Here is a 3218-nt window from a genome sequence, read left to right as displayed (position 1 = left end):
GACGGGAGACGCCGCGCAAAAAGCCCCGGCCCAGTACAAAGAGGCGCGAGGCCCCCGGCCAGTACTCCGCGTAGGACAAACGCCGACTCCCCCCACGCCCCCTACCGTGAGGGACGTACCCCCAGACACACCTCCGCGGAAGGGCCGGGACTCACATGACTTCCATCCACGCCTTCTGGCTCGCCGGTCGCCAGACCACCGGCGAGACCACGCTCGACGTCACCTCCCCCTGGGACGGACGGCTCGTCGCCAAGGCGGCCGTCCCGACCGACGCCCAGGTCGAGGAGGCCGTCGCCGCCGCGTACGCCGTCCGCGACGAGTTCGCCGCGACCCCGGCCCACGTCCGCGCCGCCGCCCTCGACCACGTGAGCCGCAGGCTCGTCGAGCGCACCGAGGAGATCGCGCAGCTCATCTCCGCGGAGAACGGCAAGCCGATCAAGTGGGCCCGCGGCGAGGTAGGCCGCGCGGTCTCCGTCTTCCGCTTCGCCGCGGAGGAGGCCCGCCGCTTCAACGGCGGCGAGGCCCAGCGCCTGGACACCGACGCCGGCGGCCAGGGCCGCCTCGCCCTGACCCGCCGCTTCCCCAAGGGCGTCGTCCTCGGCATCGCGCCGTTCAACTTCCCGCTGAACCTCTGCGCGCACAAGGTCGCCCCGGCCATCGCCGTCGGCGCGCCGATCATCCTCAAGCCCGCCCCGGCGACCCCGCTCTCCGGCCTCGTACTCGGTGAGCTGCTCGCCGAGACCGAGCTGCCCGCGGGCTCCTGGTCGGTCCTGCCGGTCGCCAACGACAAGATGCCCGCCCTCGTCCAGGACGAGCGCATGCCGGTCATCTCCTTCACCGGCTCCGACAAGGTCGGTTACGCGATCATGGACTCGGTGCCGCGCAAGCACTGCACCCTGGAGCTGGGCGGCAACGGCGCGGCCGTCATCCTCGACGACTTCTCCTCGGACGAGGACCTGGACTGGGCCGCCTCGCGCATCGCGACCTTCTCCAACTACCAGGGCGGCCAGTCCTGCATCTCCGTGCAGCGGGTCATCGCCGACGCCTCCGTGTACGACCGGCTCGTGCCGCGCGTCGTCAAGGCCGTCGAGGCCCAGGTCACCGGCGACCCCTCCGACCCGGCGACCGAGGTCGGCCCGCTGGTCAACGAGGACGCCGCCAAGCGCGTGGAGTCCTGGGTCGACGAGGCCGTCAAGGCGGGCGCGCAGCTGCTCACCGGCGGCAAGCGCGACGGCGCCACCTACGCGCCGACCGTCCTCGCCGACGTACCGGCCGACGTGACCATCGCCTGCGAGGAGGTCTTCGGACCGGTCCTCACCCTCAAGAAGGTGAACGGCGAGGCGGAGGCGTTCGCCGCCGTCAACGACTCGAAGTACGGCCTCCAGGCGGGCGTCTTCACGCACGACCTGCAGACCGCCTTCCGCGCCCACCGCGCCCTCGAGGTCGGCGGCGTGGTCATCGGCGACGCCCCCTCCTACCGCGCCGACCAGATGCCGTACGGCGGCGTCAAGCAGTCCGGCGTCGGCCGCGAGGGCGTCCGCTTCGCGATGGAGGACTACACCTACGAGCGGGTCATGGTGCTGACGGGCCTCGCCCTGTAAGCAGCCCCTGTCCCCCCGAGGACGAACGGCCGGAGCCCACTGTGCGGGGGCTCCGGCCGTTCTCGTACAACCGCTGCGCGAGGACTGGTGGGCAGGGGACGAATGGGGTACCAACGATCCAGTAGCACCAGTCAGTAACCGAAGGAACCGAAGGAACCGAAGGCTCAGTCAGTAACCGACCGGGTCAAGGCCGGGCGATCGGTCCGGTGGCCCCTCTGCGCGGCGAGGTGAGCTCCTCATGACCGCACCAACCCCCGACAAGCCGTCCGTGAGCGAACGGGAGGCCCGGCAGGTCGCCGAGGCCGCCCGCGAGCAGGACTGGCGCAAACCCAGCTTCGCCAAGGAACTCTTCCTCGGCCGCTTCCGGCTCGACCTGATCCACCCGCACCCCATGCCCCCGCCCGAGGACGCCCTGCGCGGCGAGGAGTTCCTGGCCAAGCTCCGCGACTTCTGCGAGACGAAGATCGACTCGGCCCGCATCGAGCGCGAGGCACGGATCCCCGACGAGACCATCAAGGGCCTCAAGGAACTCGGCGCCCTCGGCATGAAGATCGACACGAAGTACGGCGGGCTCGGCCTCACCCAGGTCTACTACAACAAGGCCCTCGCCCTCGTCGGCTCCGCGAGCCCCGCGATCGGCGCGCTGCTCTCCGCGCACCAGTCGATCGGCGTACCGCAGCCGCTGAAGATCTTCGGCACGCAGGAACAGAAGGACGCCTTCCTGCCGCGCTGCGCCACCACCGACATCACGGCGTTCCTGCTGACCGAGCCGGACGTCGGCTCGGACCCGGCGCGCCTTGCCACCCTCGCGGTGCCCGACGGCGACGAGTACGTACTGGACGGCGTGAAGCTGTGGACCACCAACGGCGTCGTCGCGGACCTGCTCGTCGTGATGGCCAGGGTGCCGAGGTCCGAGGGGCACAAGGGCGGCATCACGGCGTTCGTCGTCGAGGCGGGCGCGGAGGGCGTCACCGTCGAGAACCGCAACGCGTTCATGGGCCTGCGTGGCCTGGAGAACGGCGTGACCCGCTTCCACCAGGTGCGCGTCCCGGCCGCCAACCGCATCGGCCCGGAGGGCGCGGGCCTGAAGATCGCCCTCACCACCCTCAACACCGGGAGGCTCTCCCTGCCCGCCATGTGCGTCGGCGCGGGCAAGTGGTGTCTGAAGATCGCCCGCGAGTGGTCGGGCGCCCGTGAGCAGTGGGGCAAGCCCGTCGCGCACCACGAGGCGGTCGGCGCGAAGATCTCCTTCATCGCGGCGACGACCTTCGCGCTCGAAGCCGTCCTCGACCTCTCCTCGCAGATGGCCGACGAGGACCGCAACGACATCCGCATCGAGGCCGCGCTGGCCAAGCTGTACGGCTCCGAGATGGCCTGGCTGATGGCCGACGAGCTGGTCCAGATCCGCGGCGGCCGGGGCTTCGAGACCGCCGAGTCGCTCGCGGCCCGCGGCGAGCGCGCCGTCCCGGCCGAGCAGATCCTGCGGGACCTGCGCATCAACCGCATCTTCGAGGGCTCCACGGAGATCATGCACCTGCTGATCGCCCGCGAGGCCGTCGACGCCCACCTGAAGGTCGCGGGCGACCTCATCGACCCCGAGAAGACCCTCTCCGTCAA

Annotated in this window: 2 protein-coding genes; both read left to right on the top strand. The window is 71.1% G+C overall.

What is annotated here, in order from left to right:
- Positions 1–155: 155 nt before the first annotated feature.
- On the top strand, positions 156–1601 hold the full coding sequence (locus GKQ77_RS30595; protein ID WP_125515418.1) for an aldehyde dehydrogenase family protein: 1446 nt from the start codon (positions 156–158) through the stop codon (positions 1599–1601).
- A 238-nt stretch (positions 1602–1839) separates the two neighbouring features.
- On the top strand, positions 1840–3218 hold a 1379-nt coding region (locus tag GKQ77_RS30590; protein ID WP_219692372.1), incomplete at its 3' end, for an acyl-CoA dehydrogenase family protein.

This window comes from Streptomyces anatolicus (assembly GCF_019400875.1).
GTDB lineage: Bacteria > Actinomycetota > Actinomycetes > Streptomycetales > Streptomycetaceae > Streptomyces > Streptomyces anatolicus.
The sequence above is the reverse complement of the archived record's forward strand: the minus strand, read 5'-3'. Positions and strand labels throughout refer to the sequence as shown.